The organism is Gemmobacter aquaticus (assembly GCF_007859075.1).
Lineage (GTDB): Bacteria > Pseudomonadota > Alphaproteobacteria > Rhodobacterales > Rhodobacteraceae > Gemmobacter > Gemmobacter aquaticus.
In genome coordinates this window covers 538,852-555,012 of record NZ_VOAK01000011.1, presented here as the reverse complement: position 1 = coordinate 555,012, position 16,161 = coordinate 538,852, and the positions used below count along the sequence as shown (strand labels likewise).

Annotated in this window: 16 protein-coding genes; 8 read left to right on the top strand and 8 right to left on the bottom strand. The window is 63.8% G+C overall.

Annotation, left to right across the window (positions count from 1 at the left end):
- The first annotated feature begins 106 nt into the window (after nt 1-106).
- From FQU74_RS04745 to FQU74_RS04735, 3 genes are all read left to right on the top strand, one after another.
- Nucleotides 107-1,396: a capsule biosynthesis protein gene (locus FQU74_RS04745; protein WP_146285273.1), complete on the top strand. Its 1,290-nt coding sequence runs from the start codon at nt 107-109 to the stop codon at nt 1,394-1,396.
- A gap of 83 nt (nt 1,397-1,479) precedes the next feature.
- Nucleotides 1,480-2,619, top strand: a complete 1,140-nt coding sequence (locus FQU74_RS04740; protein WP_373288991.1) for a polysaccharide biosynthesis/export family protein — start codon at nt 1,480-1,482, stop codon at nt 2,617-2,619.
- 1 nt (nt 2,620) lies between these two features.
- On the top strand, nt 2,621-4,702 hold the full coding sequence (locus FQU74_RS04735; protein WP_444542686.1) for a capsular polysaccharide biosynthesis protein: 2,082 nt from the start codon (nt 2,621-2,623) through the stop codon (nt 4,700-4,702).
- Here the strand turns inward: FQU74_RS04735 and FQU74_RS04730 are convergent.
- Together FQU74_RS04730 and FQU74_RS04725 are read right to left on the bottom strand one after the other, a co-directional pair.
- Complete coding sequence (locus FQU74_RS04730) at nt 4,696-5,193, bottom strand: MarR family winged helix-turn-helix transcriptional regulator (protein WP_146285270.1); 498 nt, start codon at nt 5,191-5,193, stop codon at nt 4,696-4,698. The two genes, FQU74_RS04735 and FQU74_RS04730, sit on opposite strands and share 7 nt — an antisense overlap.
- Before the next feature lie 98 nt (nt 5,194-5,291).
- Nucleotides 5,292-5,564, bottom strand: coding sequence for an FAD assembly factor SdhE (locus FQU74_RS04725; RefSeq protein ID WP_146285269.1), 273 nt, complete (start codon nt 5,562-5,564; stop codon nt 5,292-5,294).
- A gap of 69 nt (nt 5,565-5,633) precedes the next feature.
- Here FQU74_RS04725 and FQU74_RS04720 point away from each other — a divergent pair, with 69 nt between their 5' ends.
- Both FQU74_RS04720 and FQU74_RS04715 read left to right on the top strand, forming a co-directional pair.
- On the top strand, nt 5,634-6,842 hold the full coding sequence (locus tag FQU74_RS04720) for a pyridoxal phosphate-dependent aminotransferase (protein ID WP_146285268.1): 1,209 nt from the start codon (nt 5,634-5,636) through the stop codon (nt 6,840-6,842).
- Nucleotides 6,842-7,255 (top strand): hypothetical protein, encoded by a 414-nt coding sequence (locus FQU74_RS04715; protein ID WP_146285267.1) that lies wholly within the window; start codon nt 6,842-6,844, stop codon nt 7,253-7,255. Before FQU74_RS04720 ends, FQU74_RS04715 begins: the two co-directional genes overlap by 1 nt.
- Here the strand turns inward: FQU74_RS04715 and FQU74_RS04710 are convergent, their stop codons facing one another.
- Complete coding sequence (locus FQU74_RS04710) at nt 7,256-8,608, bottom strand: MATE family efflux transporter (RefSeq protein ID WP_146285266.1); 1,353 nt, start codon at nt 8,606-8,608, stop codon at nt 7,256-7,258.
- A 163-nt stretch (nt 8,609-8,771) separates the two neighbouring features.
- On the opposite strand from FQU74_RS04710, the gene FQU74_RS04705 reads away from it, so the two are divergent.
- Nucleotides 8,772-9,947 carry an acetyl-CoA C-acyltransferase gene (locus FQU74_RS04705; protein WP_146285265.1) on the top strand — a complete coding sequence of 392 codons (1,176 nt, stop codon included), beginning with the start codon at nt 8,772-8,774 and terminating at the stop codon, nt 9,945-9,947.
- A gap of 16 nt (nt 9,948-9,963) precedes the next feature.
- Here the strand turns inward: FQU74_RS04705 and ppk2 (FQU74_RS04700) are convergent, their stop codons facing one another.
- The 3 genes from ppk2 (FQU74_RS04700) to metF form a co-directional block, all read right to left on the bottom strand.
- Complete coding sequence (gene ppk2 / locus FQU74_RS04700) at nt 9,964-10,944, bottom strand: polyphosphate kinase 2 (RefSeq protein ID WP_146285264.1); 981 nt, start codon at nt 10,942-10,944, stop codon at nt 9,964-9,966.
- A gap of 24 nt (nt 10,945-10,968) precedes the next feature.
- Complete coding sequence (locus FQU74_RS19230) at nt 10,969-11,232, bottom strand: hypothetical protein (protein ID WP_158635529.1); 264 nt, start codon at nt 11,230-11,232, stop codon at nt 10,969-10,971.
- Nucleotides 11,233-11,509: 277 nt separating this feature from the next.
- Nucleotides 11,510-12,376 carry a methylenetetrahydrofolate reductase [NAD(P)H] gene (gene metF, locus FQU74_RS04690; RefSeq protein WP_146285262.1) on the bottom strand — a complete coding sequence of 289 codons (867 nt, stop codon included), beginning with the start codon at nt 12,374-12,376 and terminating at the stop codon, nt 11,510-11,512.
- A 90-nt stretch (nt 12,377-12,466) separates the two neighbouring features.
- Between metF and FQU74_RS04685 the strand changes: the two genes are divergently transcribed.
- Complete coding sequence (locus FQU74_RS04685) at nt 12,467-13,372, top strand: LysR family transcriptional regulator (protein WP_146285261.1); 906 nt, start codon at nt 12,467-12,469, stop codon at nt 13,370-13,372.
- 3 nt (nt 13,373-13,375) lie between these two features.
- On the opposite strand, the gene ppk2 (FQU74_RS04680) is transcribed toward FQU74_RS04685, so the two are convergent.
- The gene (gene ppk2, locus FQU74_RS04680) at nt 13,376-14,293 is read right to left on the bottom strand and encodes a polyphosphate kinase 2 (protein WP_146285260.1); all 918 of its coding nucleotides are present in this window, start codon (nt 14,291-14,293) and stop codon (nt 13,376-13,378) included.
- Between the two features lie 194 nt (nt 14,294-14,487).
- Between ppk2 (FQU74_RS04680) and FQU74_RS04675 the strand changes: the two genes are divergently transcribed.
- On the top strand, nt 14,488-15,279 hold the full coding sequence (locus FQU74_RS04675) for an inositol monophosphatase family protein (RefSeq protein WP_146285259.1): 792 nt from the start codon (nt 14,488-14,490) through the stop codon (nt 15,277-15,279).
- An 18-nt stretch (nt 15,280-15,297) separates the two neighbouring features.
- Here FQU74_RS04675 and FQU74_RS04670 read toward each other — a convergent pair whose 3' ends face one another.
- On the bottom strand, nt 15,298-16,035 hold the full coding sequence (locus FQU74_RS04670) for a rhomboid family intramembrane serine protease (RefSeq protein WP_146285258.1): 738 nt from the start codon (nt 16,033-16,035) through the stop codon (nt 15,298-15,300).
- Between the last annotated feature and the right edge of the window lie 126 nt (nt 16,036-16,161).

The following is a 16,161-nucleotide window of genomic DNA, read 5'->3' as shown; positions in this document are numbered from 1 at the left end:
TGGAAAATCCGCCAGCCTTACCCCCGTTTGATCACGTTTTCGTCCACTTCGTCGACCAGAAGATGCTAGATACACACAAGCTCGCGTCATGAGACGGATAAGAAGAATGCTGCCCCGAGGCACCGAAAGGCGCTTTCTGTTCCTTCAAGGCCCGCACGGCCCATGGTTTTTCCAACTGGCGCAGATGCTGCGCCGGGCAAGTTGTCAGGTCTGGCGCGTGGGCTTCAATGCAGGGGATGAGGCGTTCTGGCGGGACCGGGCAACCTACATCCCGTTTCGCGCGCAGCCCGAGGCCTGGCCCGCGACGCTGTCGCATATCATCGACGAAAAGCAGATCACTGACCTTGTGATCTACGGAGACACGCGCCCGGTGCATGCAGCGGCGGTGCAGATTGCGCGCGAGCGCGGCCTGACGGTGCACGTCTTTGAAGAGGGCTACCTGCGTCCCCACTGGATTACATATGAGCGCGGCGGCTCGAACGGCCATTCCCGCCTGATGGATCTGGGCGTTGACGAAATGGCACGTGCGCTGGAGCGGTCCGACACCGATCTGCCCGATGCGCCCGCACGCTGGGGTGACACGCGGCAGCATATCTTCTATGGCGCGCTCTATCACTGGCTGGTGCTGACAGGCGGCTGGCGCTATCCGAACTTCCGCCCGCATCGCGCATTGACCGTCCGGCAAGAGTTCCGGCTTTATCTGCGCCGCCTTGCGACCCTTCCCTTCCACGCGATCGACCGGATGATTGCCAGCCACCGCATTGCCCGCGGCGGGTTTCCATACCATCTGGTGCTTTTGCAACTGGAACACGACTCCAGCTTTCAGGCGCATTCGCCTTTTGCCACGATGACCGAATTCCTCGATTGCGTGACCGATGCCTTCGCCAAGGGCGCGCCCGGCCATCACCATCTGGTCTTCAAGGCCCATCCGCTTGAAGATGGCCGCGCGCCCGTCGCCGCCGAGATCCGCCGCCTCGCCCGCCTGCACGGTCTGCAGGGCCGGGTGCATTTCGTGCGTGGCGGCAAACTGGCGCGGCTCTTGAACCAGGCGCGCAGCGCCGTGACCGTGAATTCGACCGCCGCGCAGCAGGTGTTGTGGCGTGGCCTGCCGCTCAAGGCGCTTGGACAGGCGATCTATTCCAAGCCGGAATTCGTCTCGGATCAGAGCCTGATCGAGTTCTTTGCCAACCCCGCACGCCCCGACAGTCGCGCCTATCGCCTGTTTCGGCATTTCCTGCTGGAAACAAGCCAGGTGCCCGGCGGCTTCTACTCTGCCCGGGGGCGACGCGCCCTGTTACGACAGGTGGTGGACATGTTGCTAATGCAACACGACCCCTATGACGCTTTGTCCAAAGGACAGTCCCCGCCCCGCCAACTGTTGCGTATTGTCAAGTGACTTGGGTATTAGAGACTGGACATGGCGTGTTTCGATGTACGATTCGTGAAGGATCGTTCCATCACCGAATGAGGAGCCCCAGGGTGAACCTGCTGACCTTCCGAGCAACCCGGCTGATGGCCCTCCTTGCGTTGAGCCTTGCGGTTTCCGCCTGCGGCTTGCCCCGCTCGGGCCCTAACAAGACCGAACTTTACAAAAGCTCCGTAACCGAAGGGGGAAGCGCGCATTTCATTCTGGTGGACAGCCGCGTCAGCAAGCTTGCAGGCGGCACCCCCGCGCTCGGCTTCAGCAGCTCCTTCAAGAATGCGGGCCGCGTCGGGTCTGACACGATCAACCCGGGCGATGAGCTCAGCATCACGGTCTTCGAGAACGTCAAGGACGACCCGCTTCTGGGCAACACCGGGCAACGGGTGTCGGCGCTGGAAAGCGTGCAGGTCGATGGCGAAGGCTTCATCTTCATTCCTTACGCAGGCAAACTGCAGGCCGCAGGTCAGACACCCGATGGGCTGCGCCAGCTGATCACCAGCAAGCTCGATGCCCAGACGCCCGACCCGCAGGTCACCGTTCAGCGCGTGGCGGGTGATGGTCAGACTGTCTCGGTTGCGGGCAGTGTTGGCGCGCAAGGCATTTACCCGATTGAACGTCCCACCCGGACGCTTTCCGCGATGATCGCCCGCGCGGGCGGGGTTGCGATCGAGCCTTCGGTCGCGGTGGTTCGCGTGACGCGCGGCAACCAGACCGGACAGGTGTGGATGCAAGACCTGTTTGCGAACCCCAGCCTCGACATCGCGCTGCGCGGGGGCGACCAGATCGTCGTCGAGCGGGACCAGCGTGCCTATACCGCGCTTGGTGCGACCGGCGCGCAAAGCCTTGTACCATTTGAATCGCAATCGCTCTCGGCGCTGGAATCGCTGGCGCAGGTTGGCGGTCTCAGCACGACACTGGCCGACCCGACGGGGGTGTTCATCCTGCGGTCAGAGTCGGCATCGGTTGCCAACGCGATCATGGGGCGCGATGACCTGCGCGGATCGCAGCGCATGGTCTACGCCCTCGACCTGACCGCTCCGGACGGGCTGTTCGAGGCGCGCGATTTCCAGGTTCGCGATGGCGACACGATCTTTGTGACCGAAGCGCCGTTCTCGCAATGGACCAAGGCTGTCAACGCCGTCACCGGCACAGCAGGTGCTGCGGACTCTTTGACCTCGATCGGTTCGAGCGACTGATGTGACCGATACGCCGCGAGGTGCGTTTGATGCCGCCGGGGAATTTCCCCGGCGGCTTGCTTTTTTCAATGCAGGCTTTCTTTGGCAGCGTCGTGTGCGGCGCATTCTCTCGCTAGCCGGGTATGAACTGGCACCGGCGGGGCTGGGCGGGGCTGATGCAGTCGTCGTCTGGGGCCAGTCGCCCTATGCGCAGCGCGGGGCGCGCGTGGCCGAGGCACGCGGCTTGCCGCTGATCCGGGTCGAAGACGCCTTCCTTCGCTCGATCCGGCCGGGTCGCAAGGGCGATGCCCCCCTCGGCCTGATCATTGACGATCTGGGGGTGCATTTCGACAGCGCGCGCCCATCGCGGCTGGAACAGATCCTCGCCCGCAACCCGCTGGATGACGCCAACCTCTTGCGCCGGGCACGCGAGGGCATGGCGCGTATGGCGCGCGCCCAGCTGTCGAAATACAACGCGACCGACCCCACATTGCCGCCGCCCCCTGCGGGCTACGTGCTGGTGATCGACCAGACACGTGATGACGCAGCGATCCGTCATGCGGGGGCCAGCGCCGCGACGTTCGCCGAAATGCTGGCAGAAGCGCGACTTGCGCATCCGCGGTCTCGGATCCTGATCAAGACCCACCCGGAAACCGCCATGGGGTTGAGGGCGGGCCATTTCGGCGCGGATGATTGTGACGAGCGCACGAGCCTTTGCGATGATCCCTTTCCCCCACGCACGCTGCTTGAAGGGGCCGTTGCGGTCTATACCGTCAGCTCGCAAATGGGGTTTGAGGCCATCCTCGCCGGTCATCGACCGCATGTCTTTGGTCAGCCCTTCTATGCGGGATGGGGGCTGACCGATGACAGGATACCGGTACAAAGGCGTACGCGGCGACTGACGCCAACGCAGGTTTTCGCCGCCGCCATGATCCTTGCCCCGGTCTGGTATGATCCCTGCCGGGATCGCCTTTGCACCTTCGAAGAGGCGCTTGACCAGCTTGAGGCCGAGGTCCGCGCCTATCGCGAGGATCGGCGGGGCTATGTGGCCACCGGCATGCGGCTCTGGAAACGGGGTTGGCTGCAACGTGCCTTTGGCCGCGAACAAGCGATCCGCTTCCGCTCAGACCCGATGGATGCGGCAAGGCTGGCCGCGCGGCTTGATTGCCCCTTGATGGTCTGGGGTGCGACGGTGCAGGACCTGCCCGCGCCCGGGATTCCAGTCTTGCGCGCCGAAGACGGCTTCCTGCGCTCTCGTGGGCTTGGCGCCGCGTTGGTACCCCCGACCTGCCTGATCCTCGACGATCTGGGGCTTCACTATGACCCGCAGCACGAAAGCCGGATGGAGCGGAACATCACTGCGCCGTTGACCGATGGCGACCTTGCACGGGCCGAGCGTCTCGCCATGCGCATCGTGCAATCGGGCGTCACCAAGTATAACCTGCCCGGCGGCCTGCCCGACCTGCCCCCCGGACGGCGCATTCTTGTGCCGGGGCAGGTCGAGGACGACGCCTCGATCCGCCTCGGATGCGATCAGGTTCACTCAAACCTTGATCTGCTGCGCGCGACGCGGGCAGCAAATCCCGATGCGGTGATTGTCTTCAAACCGCATCCCGATGTGGTTGCGGGTTTGCGCATGGGCGCGGTGGACCCCGGCCAACTGCAGCGTGACGGACTTGCCGAGGTGATTGCCGATGGGGCGGACGCCGCTGCGCTGATCCACGCCTGTGACGAGGTCTGGACTTTGACCTCGCTTCTGGGGTTTGAAGCGCTGTTGCGTGGCAAGCCAGTTACTTGCCTTGGCACCCCGTTTTATGCCGGTTGGGGTCTGACGACCGACCTTGGCCCTGTGCCTGAGCGCCGCCGCCGCGCAGCTGACGGGCATCCCTTGCCGCGACCGTCGCTGATGCATCTGGCCCATGCCGCGCTGATCGCGGCCCCGCGGTATTTCGATCCGGCGACGGGCCGCCCCTGCTCACCCGAGGCGGCTCTGGATCGGCTGATCGCAAGCCCGCCCGCGCCACAGGGTGCGCTTCTGCGCGGTCTGTCCAAGCTGCAGGGGATGTTTGCCAGTCAAGCGCGGCTGTGGCGGCGGGGTCAGTAGATATAGCGGATCTGTTCGCCCCAGAACCGCTCCATCCGTTTCAGCGTCTGGTTCACATCCTCCATCGCTGCAGCGGAAACAAAGCCGCGCTTTTCCATCGCCTCGGCGTGGCGAACAAAAAGCCCGTCGATCAGATGGCGCACCCGCCTGCCCTTTTCCGTCAGCCGGACCCGCACCGAGCGGCGATCGATCTCGGACCGCTGGTGGTGCATATAGCCCAGATCGACCAGCTTCTTCAGGTTGTAGCTGACATTGCTGCCCTGATAGTAGCCGCGCGATTTCAGCTCACCCGCTGTCACCTCGTTCTCGCCGATGTTGAACAGCAAAAGCGCCTGCACCGGGTTGATTTCAAGGATCGCCAACCGCTCGAACTCATCCTTGATGACATCGAGAAGCAGCCTGTGAAGCCGCTCTATCAGCGCAAGGTTTTCCAGATAGCCCAGCATGAAGGCCCTTTGCGAGCCATCAAGCACCTGATGATGTATCGACATCGCGCCCCCTACCGTGCGGTTCGTTCACGGCAGATTCGGCAAGAATAGGAAACAACCGGTGAATCACGCCGGGGATCGCGAAAATTCGAGGTAAATCGTCAGCCGCGCTGCAGCCGTGCACGGGCAAAGGTGCCGATGCGCGCGATCAGCCCGGCCAGTTCCGCCGGCGCCGCGGCCTGTCCCAGGACCCAGGGCAGAAGATCCTGATCGTTCTCGTTCAGAAGGGCGTCATAGACATCGAGCTCGGCGGCATCGAGGGTATCCAGATGGGCGTCGGCAAAGGGGCCAAGCACCAGATCCATCTCTTTGGTGCCACGCCGCCAGCTGCGCATGCGCATCCGCTTCAGCCGTGCTTCATGGGTCTCTGTCATCCGCTTCTCCCTTGCCCGCGTCGCCCGCGCGCCCTAAGACTTCGCCAACCCCCTTGCCGGAGCTGCGTCATGGCCTTCCTGTCCGATACCCTTGCCCGTGTCAAACCCTCGGCCACCATCGCGGTGACGACCAAGGCGGCCGAGTTGAAGGCCGCCGGGCGCGACGTGATCGGCCTTGGCGCGGGCGAGCCCGATTTCGACACGCCCGAGAACATCCGCGAGGCGGCAAAGCGGGCCATTGACAGCGGCAAGACGCGTTACACGGCTGTCGATGGCATCCCCGAGCTGAAGAAAGCAATCTGCGCCAAGTTCCTGCGCGAAAACGGCCTGACCTATCAGCCGAACCAGATCACCGTGGGCACTGGCGGCAAGCAGATCCTCTACAATGCGCTGATGGCGACCTGCAATCCGGGCGACGAGGTCATCATCCCCGCCCCCTACTGGGTCAGCTACCCCGATATGGTTCTGCTGGCCGGTGGCACGCCCGTGCCCGTTGTGGGCACGCTGGAGAACCGCTTCAAGATCACAGCCGAACAGCTTGAGGCCGCGATCACACCGCGCACCAAGTGGTTCATCTTCAACAGCCCCTCGAACCCGACCGGCGCGGGCTATAATCGCGCCGAATTGAAGGCGCTGACCGATGTGCTGATGCGCCACCCGCAGGTCTGGATCATGTCGGACGACATGTACGAGCATCTGGTCTTTGACGATTTCGAATTCGTGACCCCCGCGCAGGTGGAACCCGGCCTCTACGATCGCACCCTGACCTGCAATGGCGTCAGCAAGGCCTTTGCGATGACCGGCTGGCGCATCGGCTATGCCGGCGGTCCGGTGGCCCTGATCAAGGCGATGGGCACGATCCAGTCGCAATCAACGTCGAACCCCTGCTCGGTCAGCCAATACGCCGCACTTGAGGGGCTGACGGGTCCGCAAGAGTTTCTGGCCACCAACAAGGCCGTGTTCCAGCGCCGCCGCGATCTGGTGGTGTCGATGCTGAACGCCTGCCCCGGCATCACCTGCCCCACGCCGGAAGGTGCCTTCTACGTCTATCCCGATATCGCGGGCTGCATCGGCAAGACCTCGGCCGGGGGCGCGCGGATCACGGATGACGAGGCCTTTGCCACCGCGCTTCTGGAAGAGACGGGCGTTGCCGTGGTGTTCGGCGCAGCCTTCGGCCTCTCGCCCAACTTCCGCGTCAGCTACGCCACTTCGGATGCCGTGCTGGCCGAAGCCTGCACCCGTATCCGTAGCTTCTGCGAGGGGCTGCGCGCGGTGTGATGGAGAAAAGCCTGCCCGAACTCTACTTTCGCGTCCGCGAAAATGGTGCTGCGGTGTACCGGCTGGATGCCGAGAACCGCCAGCGCCGGCTGGAGATGCAAGAGATCGCGGCCGTCAATATCCGCAACGGCAATATCCGCCCGCATGGCACGCATGAGCTGACCCCGGAAGAACTGACGCACATCCGCGCCTGGATGGAAGGCCGCCAGGCGCTGCTTGCCAGTCGTGACTATGACGAGATCCTGCAGACGGTGGACCGGCTGAATATGGCCGCGCATTGGGCACAGTCGCGCGCCAGCGACGAACAGCTTGCCGCCGTGACGGATGCGCTGCTGCTGGCCATGCATGACCTGCGCAGCACCCTTGTGCGCAAGATGGCAGAGCGCCTTGCACCGCAGGGCGACGAGGCCTGATCAGCCGGCGGGGATACGGCTCCAGAACCGGTGCATGAGAGCGGTGGCGGCGAAGAAGAGCCCGATCACCAGCCCCGACCAAAGGCCCGCCCCGCCAAGGTCTGCGCGGAACGCCAGAAGATAGGCAGCAGGCACCCCGATCAGCCAGTAGGACACGGCAGCAATCCACATCGGCACCCGCGTATCCTGCACCCCGCGCAGCAGTCCAAGCGCCAGAACCTGGCCTGCGTCCATCATCTGGAAGGCTGCCGCATAGGCCAGAAGCATGCTGCCGTAGGTCAGGATCATTGGCGCCTCGGCCGCGCTGCGGTCGATGAAGAGGCCCACGATCGGCTGGGCCAGCGTCAGGTAGATGACGATCTGCACCACCCCCACTGCCGCCGAAATCGCAACCGCCATCACCCCGCCCCGGCGCAGGTTGGTCCAGTCCTGCCCCCCGGCAAAGCGCCCCGTCCGCACGGTCGCCGCACTGGAGATGCCGACATGGATCATGAACCCGATGGAGGTGACCTGCATCGCGATGCCATGGGCGGCAAGCTCGACCGTGCCAATCCAGCCCATCATCAGCGCGGTTGCCTGAAAAAGTCCTGCCTCGGCAAGGCCAGTCAGACCGATGGGCATACCCAGCCTGAACACGGCGGCCAGCGCGTGCCAGTCGGGCCTCCAGAACCTCTGAAACAGCCGGAAACGGCGCAAGGATGGCAGAAGACCCGCATAAAGCGCCATGATGACCAGCGTCAGGATCTGGATGATCAGTGTGGCAATCGCCGATCCCGCCACCCCCATCTCGGGCAGGCCCCAACGACCGAACACCAGCGGATAGCACAGTGCGGCGTTGACAAAGACGGCGCCAACCGTGACCCACAGCACGACCTGTGTCCGCTCCAGCGCGGCAAGGTAGCTTTTGAGCACCATGACGAGCAGCGCGGGGATCATGCCGAAGCCTGCGATGCGCAGGAACTCGGCACAAAGGCGCGCGACATCCGGCTTTTGTCCAAGCGCAAGCAGGATGGATTCCGACCACCAGAAGAGCGGATAGATCGCGGCTCCGAACAGGATCGACAGCCACATCCCCATGCGCGCGGCACGGCGCACCTCGGTTTCATCCTTGCGGCCAAGCGCCTGCGCGACCATCGGCATCACGGCTTGGGCAAAGCCTGATCCCAGAACGAAGACGACAAAGAAGCACGACCCGCCAAGAACCACAGCGGCAAGCTCGGTCACTCCATACCAGCCCAGCACGATCGTATCAACGACATGCAGCGCCATTTGCGCGATATGGCTGCCTGCCAGCGGCAGGCCAAGGGCAAGCAGGGCCCGGATATGGGCGGAACGGGACAGAACTGGGATCATGCCCCTCGTCTAGGGCGCCAATGCGATTGCGGCACGCCAACTTGCGACACGGAATGTCGCCATTTCATGCAGATGGCGGGTTGGAGCCGCCCGTCCCGGATGCATCACTGCCCGATCCGCGCTAGACTTGAGGTGACAGGCCCTCGTGAAACGGAGCACCGCGATGGACGATATCGTGATCACCGCAGCCAAGCGAACTCCCATGGGTGGGTTTCAGGGCGCCTTCGCCTCTCTCGCCGCCCATCACCTCGGGGCGACGGCCATACGCGCGGCGACGAGCAATTCGGGCCTTGCGCCAGACGCGGTCGACGAGGTGCTGATGGGTTGCGTGCTTCCCGCCGGGCAAGGACAGGCCCCCGCGCGGCAAGCGACCCTCGGAGCCGGGCTGCCGGCATCCTGTGGGGCGGTGACAATCAACAAGATGTGCGGATCGGGAATGAAGGCCGTGATGCTGGGCCATGATGCGATCCGCGCCGGCAGCGCGCGCATCATCGTCGCGGGCGGGATGGAGAGCATGACCAACGCCCCCTACCTTTTGCCGCGCGCTCGGGCGGGCTATCGGCTTGGCCATGGTCAGGTTCTTGACCACATGTTCCTCGACGGGCTGGAAGATGCCTACGAGCCCGGTCGCCTGATGGGCAGCTTTGCCGAGGACTGCGCCGCCGCCTATGGCTTCGACCGGGCCTTGCAGGATCGCTGGGCGCTGTTGTCCCTGCAACGCGCGCGCGACGCGATGCAGGGTGCATTCGCGGATGAGATCACGCCGGTTGAAACCGGCGGCAGGTCACCCCGAACCGTGACCGAGGATGAACAGCCCCTGAAGGCCGACCCCGACCGTATCCACATCCTGAAACCGGCATTCCGGATGGATGGCACGGTAACGGCGGCCAATTCCTCCTCCATCTCGGATGGAGCGGCGGCGCTGGTCCTGATGTCCTCTGCCGAGGCACGGGCACGCGGACAGGTGCCACTTGCGCGGCTTGTGGGCCATGCCACACATGCGCAGGCCCCGTCACAGTTCACCACCGCCCCGATCGGCGCGCTGCGGAAACTGGCGGGGCGCACGGGATGGGCGCTTGCCGACGTCGATCTGTTCGAGATCAACGAGGCATTTGCCGTCGTCACGCTGGCCGCGATCCGCGACCTTGGGCTGCCGGAGGATCGCGTGAACATCCATGGCGGGGCCTGCGCGCTTGGCCACCCCATCGGTGCCTCGGGCGCGCGCCTCCTTGTCACGCTGATCCATGCGCTGCGCCGCTACGGCAAGCGGCGCGGCATGGCCACGCTCTGCATCGGCGGGGGCGAGGCAGTAGCGGTGGCGGTCGAAGTGCCAGACTGACCACTGCCACCAGGTATTAACCCCGCTTGCGGCTGTAGTCGTGCGGCAGCGCGGTGTTCAGGATATGCCCCTCGCCGCCGATGACCTGACTGGCGCGCCCGACGATCAGCGGATCTGCAGCGCCAATCACCTCTGGGTCCTTCCCGGGATAGTCGATGCTCGACAGGAAGTGCCGCATGCAGTTCAGCCTTGCGCGCTTCTTGTCGTTCGACTTGACGATGACCCAGGGCGCATCGGCGGTGTCGGTGTAGAAGAACATCGCCTCTTTGGCCTCGGTATAGTCATCCCATTTGTCGAGGCTCGCCTTGTCGATGGGCGACAGCTTCCACATCTTCAGGGGGTCGGTCTCGCGCGCCTTGAAGCGGCGCAATTGCTCGTCCCGCGTGACCGAGAACCAGTACTTGTAAAAGCGTATCCCCGAGCGGACCAGCATGCGCTCCAGCTCGGGAACCTGACGCATGAACTCCAGATATTCGGACGGCGAGCAGAACCCCATCACCCGCTCCACGCCCGCACGATTGTACCAGCTGCGGTCATAGAACACGATTTCGCCCGTGGTTGGCAGATGCTGGATATAGCGCTGGAAGAACCACTCGCCCTTTTCCTTGTCCGAGGGCTTGGTCAGCGCCACAACGCGGGCATAGCGCGGATTCAGATGCTCCATGAAGCGCTTGATGGTACCGCCTTTGCCGGCGGCGTCGCGCCCTTCCATCAGGATGACAAATTTCTGCCCCGTGTCCTGCGCCCAGATCTGCACCTTCAGCAGTTCGGCCTGAAGCCGGGCCTTTTCCTGTTCATAGCGGATGCGACCCATGGGGCGGGCATAGGGATACTTGCCGCTTTCAAAGGCCTCGCGAATGGCGTCGGCATCGGCATGCGGAAAGCTGGACGGGCCGACCCGGTCGAACCCCTCGCCCGCATCTTGTGACACGGCAACCGGATTAAGATCGGCGGTCGGGACGGTAGGAACGGTCGGCAGTTGCGAAATGTCTTCCATGCAAAATCCCCCTATGTTTGCGCATCAGGCAGATTTTTCCACATGGCCGCAGCGCACATTGATCCGCATCAAATACGAATCCGATACCTCTGAATTGATGCAATTCGGCATCGCGCCGATGTTCCTCTGCCAGAATGCACAGGGCGGCATGCTGCTCACCTTAGCCGTCTCGGTTCGCGGCACAAACTCAACCGAGTGCGCCGGGTCGCTCCCTATCAGTTCGCGGATGATCCGAACCGGGGTCTGCGGGTTCTGAGCACCCTGCAACAACTGCACCTGCCCCGACATCACCGCTCGACACTTCGGTAAGGCATCGTCCGCAGGCAGTCTTTGATGCAGTCTGGCGGCGCCTGAAAAATCCGCAGAGGGCCGCTCGTTACCCCGTCCACCGAACGTATCTGACAGAGCCTCACCAAGGTGAAACCAGCGCCATCGGGGCCATTGACAAGCCGGCTTTCAGGATCAATGGACCTGCGGCATCCAAAAAGCCGAACGCTTGACCACCATAAAAAAACGCCCGTCCCCCTGCTCAGGGTCCGGGCGCAAGTCTGCTGGAAAATGCCTGTCAGGCCACCTTCTCCAGCGCCACTTCGGGGGTGATGCCAAGCGCGTGGCAGACATCACGGGTCAGGTGCGGGCGGTTCAGGGTATAGAAGTGCAGATCCTCTACCCCTTCCGAAATCAGCGTGTCGCAAAGCTCGGTGCACAGCGCGACGGAAAGCAGGTCCTCGCGGCCGTCACGCTTGGCCACGGTGAAGGCATCATCGAGCCATTGCGGCACATGCGCGCCGCAGCGGGCTGCGAATTTCTTGACGCCAGCGAAGTTCTCGATCGGCAGGATGCCGGGGATGATCGGCGCGGTGATGCCTTCCTTGGCGCACAGATCGCGGAACCGCAGGAAGGTTTCGGGTTCAAAGAAGAACTGGGTCAGCGCTGCGGTGGCGCCCGCATCCAGCTTGCGCTTCAGCCAGCGCACATCCTGCAGCGTGTCGGCGGCATCGGGGTGCGGCTCAGGGTATGCGCCGACGCGCAGGGTGAACTTGCCGGTCGCGGCCAGCGCCTCGATCAGCTCGACACTGTCGGCAAACCCCTCGGGGTGCGGGGCAAAGCGGGTTGCGCCCTTGGGGGCATCGCCGCGCAGCGCCACGATATCGGTGATCCCGGCGGCGGTATAGGCGGCTGCGATCTCCAGCGTCTCAGCCTTGGTCGCATCGACGCAGGTCAGGTGCGCGGCAACCTTGAGCCCGGTGTTCTTGGCGATCGTGGTCACCGCATCATGGGTAAGCTTGCGGGTGGTGCCGCCAGCGCCATAGGTCACCGACACGAATTCGGGCTTCAGCGGCGCCAGCATCTGCACCGTTTCCCACAGCTTGAACGACGCATCCAGCGTCTGCGGCGGGAAGAACTCAAAAGAGATTCGCGGTGCGGTCATGGTCGGCTCCTGCTTTCTGTGATGCTCTTGTGCAGGAATCTGTGCTGTGAGACAAATTCATAATTCTCAAGATCAACATGAGGAACATTCATGTACTTCGAGCTTCGCCACCTGCGCACGATCCGCGCCATCCATGAGGCCGGTGGCCTCGCACGCGCGGCGGATCTTCTGAACATGACGCAGTCGGCGCTGTCGCACCAAGTGAAGGGACTGGAGGATCAGGCGGGTGTCGAGCTCTTTGTCCGCCGGTCAAAGCCACTCAAACTTTCGGCCGCAGGACAGCGGATGTTGCGCGTGGCCGAACGCGTCCTGCCCGAAATCGAGGCGATGGAGGCAGAATTCCGCGCCCTTCAATCGGGCAAGACCGGGCGGCTGCATATCACACTGGAATGTCATGCCTGCTATGACTGGCTCTTCCCGGTGCTTGAACAGTTCCGCCACATCTGGCCCGAGGTGGACGTGGATATCCGCGCGGGGCTGGCCTTTGACGCGCTGCCTGCACTTGACCGCGAGGAAGTGGATCTCGTGATCTCGTCCAACCCGGTCGATCTGCCGGGGATCGTGTTCAACCCGCTCTTTGACTATTCCCCGACGCTTGTTGCGTCAGCGCAAAATCCGATTGCCCAGAAGCAGATGATCGCGGCCGAAGATCTGCGGGATCAGACCCTGATCACCTACCCTGTCAGCCGCGACAGGCTGGATGTGTTCACCGAGCTTCTGACGCGCGCCCGCGTGGAACCTGCCCATCATCGTCAGGCCGAACTGACGGCCGTGATCCTGATGCTGGTCGGGTCAAACCGCGGCGTGTCGGTCCTGCCCGACTGGGTGATGCGTGGCATTCGCGAGAACCCCGACTATGTCACCCGCCCACTTGCCCCCGGCAATGTCACCAAACGCATGTATGCCGCAACGCGCAGCGAAGACGCGTTGCAGCCTTTCATGGCGCACTTCCTGCGCCTGACCCGCAGCGAGGCGGTCAAGCTGCAGCGGGGATGACGGTCAGTAGCGTTCCGGCACATACAACTCGCGCGGCAGGACGGCGCGTTCGTAGTCGGGGTTGAACACGCGGTCGGGCAGCGTGATTTCCTCATGCGGAACAGGCCCATAGGGGAACTGCTTCAGGAAGTGGTCGATACAGTTCAGCCGGGCGCGCTTCTTGTCATTGCCCTCGACGATATACCAGGGCGCCTCGAGGATGTTCGTACGGGCGAACATGTCCTCTTTGGCCTTGGTGTATTGTTCCCACCGCACCCGCGACTGCAGGTCCATGGGTGACAGTTTCCACTGCTTCATCGGGTCATGGATGCGCATGAGGAAGCGGAACTGCTGTTCCTCATCGGTGATCGAGAACCAGTATTTGACCAGCCGGATGCCAGAGCGCACGAGCATGCGCTCAAACTCGGGCACGTCGCGGAAGAACTCTTCGACCTGATCCTCATCCGCAAAGCCCATCACGCGCTCGACGCCCGCGCGGTTGTACCAGCTGCGGTCAAAGAGCACGATCTCTCCGGCGGCGGGAAGATGCGGCACATAGCGCTGGAAATACCACTGGCTGCGCTCGCGCTCGGTGGGGGCCGGCAGGGCTACGGTGCGCACGACGCGCGGGTTCAACCGCTGTGTGATGCGCTTGATCACGCCGCCCTTGCCTGCGGAATCCCGCCCTTCAAAGACTACGACCACCTTTTCGCGGTTATGCACGACCCAGTCCTGCAGTTTGATCAGCTCGGCCTGCAGCCGGATCAGCGCGTGCATGTAGCTTGCACGATCAAGCGCGTTGGGATGCATTTCCTTGTAGATGCGCGCGATTTCTTCCGAGATCACCGCATCTTCAAGTTCAAGCTCGTATTCCTCGTCCAGCGTATCGGCAAGTTCCGCCGCCAGCCAGTCACGCCCCGGCAGATCCTGATCGTCGTTCATCGCGCAGCTCCTGTTCCTTCGCGCGGGACAAGATCATGAAGGCATGACGGTTTTGCGACACCCTGATGCCCGCCCCCGCTTTCATCGGGCGGCCGGGCGGAAAGCCACCCGCCCGCCTCTTCACAAGCGCGGTCATTCAGGCTAGAAGCCCCGTCTTGAACAGCCGACATGACCGAAAGCGACGAGGACAGCCAATGCAGGGCAGCGCCAACCTGAACGTGATGATCAAGGCCGCCCGCAAGGCCGGGCGCAGCCTGGTCAAGGACTTCCGCGAGGTTGAAAACCTGCAGGTATCCTCCAAGGGGCCTGGCGATTTCGTAAGCAAGGCCGACCGCGAGGCCGAGCGTCTGATCCGCGAAGAGCTGATGGGCGCGCGTCCGACCTATGGCTTCCTTGGCGAAGAGGGCGGAGAGACGGCGGGCGCCGACCCCACCCGGCGCTGGATCGTGGACCCGCTGGACGGGACCACCAACTTCCTGCACGGGATGCCCCATTGGTCGGTGTCGATCGCGCTTGAACACAAGGGCGAGATCGTCTCGGCCGTGGTCTTCGACGCGGCGAAGGATGAGCTTTTCTGGGCTGAAAAGGGTGCAGGCGCCTGGATGAACGACAAGCGGATGCGCGTCTCGGGCCGCCGTCACCTGCATGAGGCGTTGTTTGCGACCGGCGTGCCCTTTGGCGCGAAGTCCACCCTGCCCGCCACGCTGCAGGATCTGGCGCGCCTGATGCCCACCTGCGCCGGTGTGCGTCGGCTGGGCTCTGCCGCGCTTGACCTCGCCTGGGTCGCGGCCGGGCGCTATGACGGCTACTGGGAGCGCGAGCTGAAGGCTTGGGACATGGCCGCCGGTCTTTTGCTGGTGCGTGAGGCCGGCGGGATGCTGTCGGGTATCCGTGACGGGCAGGACCCGCTCGAGTCCGGTTCGGTGGTCTGCGGCAACGATCAGCTGTTCGACCCGCTGCGCAAGATCATCCGCGGCGAGGCCTGATCCCAACCGCCGCGCCCATCAGCGGCGCGGCGCACGACGCACCAGCGGGATGCGGGTCTGGACTGCCGGATGGGCGGGAACACCGTGGCTGCGCTGCCAGAAGGCGGGCCCTCCGCGCCGGAGCCACGGCAACAGCGCCAGCGCAATTCCCGCGATGAACCCGCCGGCATGGGCCCAGTAGGCGACGCCGCCCGCATCCGTCGGCGTCGAGACGCCCGAGATCAGTTGCAGGCCGAACCAGAACGCCAGCACGATGAAGGCCGGAATGGTGAAGATGCGAAAGAAGATCACGATGATGATCAGAACATCGACGCGGGCCCGTGGGAACAGCAGCAGATAGCCACCCATCACGCCCGCAATCGCGCCCGAGGCCCCGACCATCGGAATGAGCGACACCGGATCGGCAACCACTTGCGCCATGCCCGCCCCGATGCCGCTGGCAAGGTAAAAGGCCAGAAAGCCGAAGTGGCCAAAGCTGTCTTCCAGATTGTCGCCAAAGACATGCAGGAACAGCATGTTACCCAGAAGATGCGCCCAGCCCCCGTGCAGGAACATCGAGGTGACAAGGCCAGCCCATTCGCCGCCCTGCGTCAAGGCGGCCGGGATCAGACCGTAGGTGTAGATGAAACGGGTGAGCGACGCCTCATCCGGCAGGCCGTACCAATAGGCCAGAAAGATCAGCACATTCGCCACGATCAGGAACCGCGTGACGTGGGGCACCCGGCCCGAGGGGTTGTGATCGCGGATCGGAAACATGCGCTCAGGCTTTCCGATCATCGACGGCGCGTCAAGGGGATGTGCGGCGCGCCTGGCTGATATCACGCGCGGGGGCGCGTCGCCCCCCGCACCCCCAGAGGATACTTCTCAAAGGAAGGGAGGGGC

Bases quoted from the DNA above. Each gene is read 5' to 3' on its own strand.
- FQU74_RS19230 (WP_158635529.1), bottom strand. From the start codon at position 11,232: ATGTCGGGGCAGGTGCAGTTGTTGCAGGGTGCTCAGAACCCGCAGACC.
- FQU74_RS04710 (WP_146285266.1), bottom strand. From the start codon at position 8,608: ATGATCCCAGTTCTGTCCCGTTCCGCCCATATCCGGGCCCTGCTTGCC.
- metF (WP_146285262.1), bottom strand. From the start codon at position 12,376: ATGACCGCACCGCGAATCTCTTTTGAGTTCTTCCCGCCGCAGACGCTG.
- ppk2 (WP_146285264.1), bottom strand. From the start codon at position 10,944: ATGGAAGACATTTCGCAACTGCCGACCGTTCCTACCGTCCCGACCGCC.
- FQU74_RS04745 (WP_146285273.1), top strand. From the start codon at position 107: ATGCTGCCCCGAGGCACCGAAAGGCGCTTTCTGTTCCTTCAAGGCCCG.
- FQU74_RS04705 (WP_146285265.1), top strand. From the start codon at position 8,772: ATGGACGATATCGTGATCACCGCAGCCAAGCGAACTCCCATGGGTGGG.
- FQU74_RS04685 (WP_146285261.1), top strand. From the start codon at position 12,467: ATGTACTTCGAGCTTCGCCACCTGCGCACGATCCGCGCCATCCATGAG.
- FQU74_RS04725 (WP_146285269.1), bottom strand. From the start codon at position 5,564: ATGACAGAGACCCATGAAGCACGGCTGAAGCGGATGCGCATGCGCAGC.
- FQU74_RS04715 (WP_146285267.1), top strand. From the start codon at position 6,842: ATGGAGAAAAGCCTGCCCGAACTCTACTTTCGCGTCCGCGAAAATGGT.
- FQU74_RS04670 (WP_146285258.1), bottom strand. From the start codon at position 16,035: ATGTTTCCGATCCGCGATCACAACCCCTCGGGCCGGGTGCCCCACGTC.
- FQU74_RS04675 (WP_146285259.1), top strand. From the start codon at position 14,488: ATGCAGGGCAGCGCCAACCTGAACGTGATGATCAAGGCCGCCCGCAAG.
- FQU74_RS04730 (WP_146285270.1), bottom strand. From the start codon at position 5,193: ATGTCGATACATCATCAGGTGCTTGATGGCTCGCAAAGGGCCTTCATG.
- ppk2 (WP_146285260.1), bottom strand. From the start codon at position 14,293: ATGAACGACGATCAGGATCTGCCGGGGCGTGACTGGCTGGCGGCGGAA.
- FQU74_RS04720 (WP_146285268.1), top strand. From the start codon at position 5,634: ATGGCCTTCCTGTCCGATACCCTTGCCCGTGTCAAACCCTCGGCCACC.